Raw genomic sequence first — 779 nt, forward strand, 5'->3', positions numbered from 1 at the left:
GCAGAACGGTCTGATCTCGGCGCAGGCCGAACATCCCAGCCGTGGCTACTGGCACCAGCAGCTGCAGGGCGAGCTGCCGCGCGTGCAGCTGCCGTTCGACTTCCCGCTGTCGGCCACCACGCCGACCACCGGCGCGCGCTACAGCGTCAGCCTGACCGGCGCGGCCTGCGCAGGCTTGAAGGCGCTGTGCGCGGCGCGCGGCAACACGCTGTTCATGGTGCTGCAGGCCGCGTTGTCGGTGTGGCTGGCGCGCCTGGGCGGCACGCGCGACATCGTGGTCGCCACGCCGGTGGCGGGGCGCGACCTGGCCGAGGTGGAGCCGCTGATCGGCTTCTTCCTCAACACCGTGCTGCTGCGCACCCCGGTGGCGCCGGACGCCTCGTTCGAGCAGGTGCTGGCGCTGAGCAAGGAGATCGCGCTGCAGGCGCTGGAACACCAGCAATATCCGTTCGAGCAGCTGATCGAGGAACTCGACCTGCCGCGTCCGGCCAACCAGTTCCCGGTCACGCCGGTGCTGTTCAATGTGCTCAACTTCCTCGACGGGCAGCTGCCGCTGGAGAACGGCGCGGCGCATCATTCGGAGGCCGAACTCGATGTCAAGGTCGAGTTCGAGCTGACGGTGCAGGAGCATGCCAACGCGATCGCCTTCACCTGCCAGTACCGCAGCGCGCTGTTCACGCCGGCCACCATCGAGTACCTGATGGGCCAGTGGCTGTCGCTGCTGGAGCAGGTGGCGCGCGCGCCGCGCACGGCGGTGGCGCAGCTGGCCCTGTTCGAGC

The 779-nt window shown here is 69.4% G+C and carries 1 protein-coding gene; it reads left to right on the forward strand.

Going from position 1 to position 779, the window contains the following annotated elements; genetic code table 11:
• On the forward strand, positions 1-779 hold a 779-nt coding region (locus KVP70_RS33095; RefSeq protein ID WP_229225261.1), incomplete at both ends, for a condensation domain-containing protein.

Source organism: Duganella violaceipulchra, assembly GCF_019166075.1.
GTDB classification, from domain to species: domain Bacteria; phylum Pseudomonadota; class Gammaproteobacteria; order Burkholderiales; family Burkholderiaceae_D; genus Rugamonas; species Rugamonas violaceipulchra.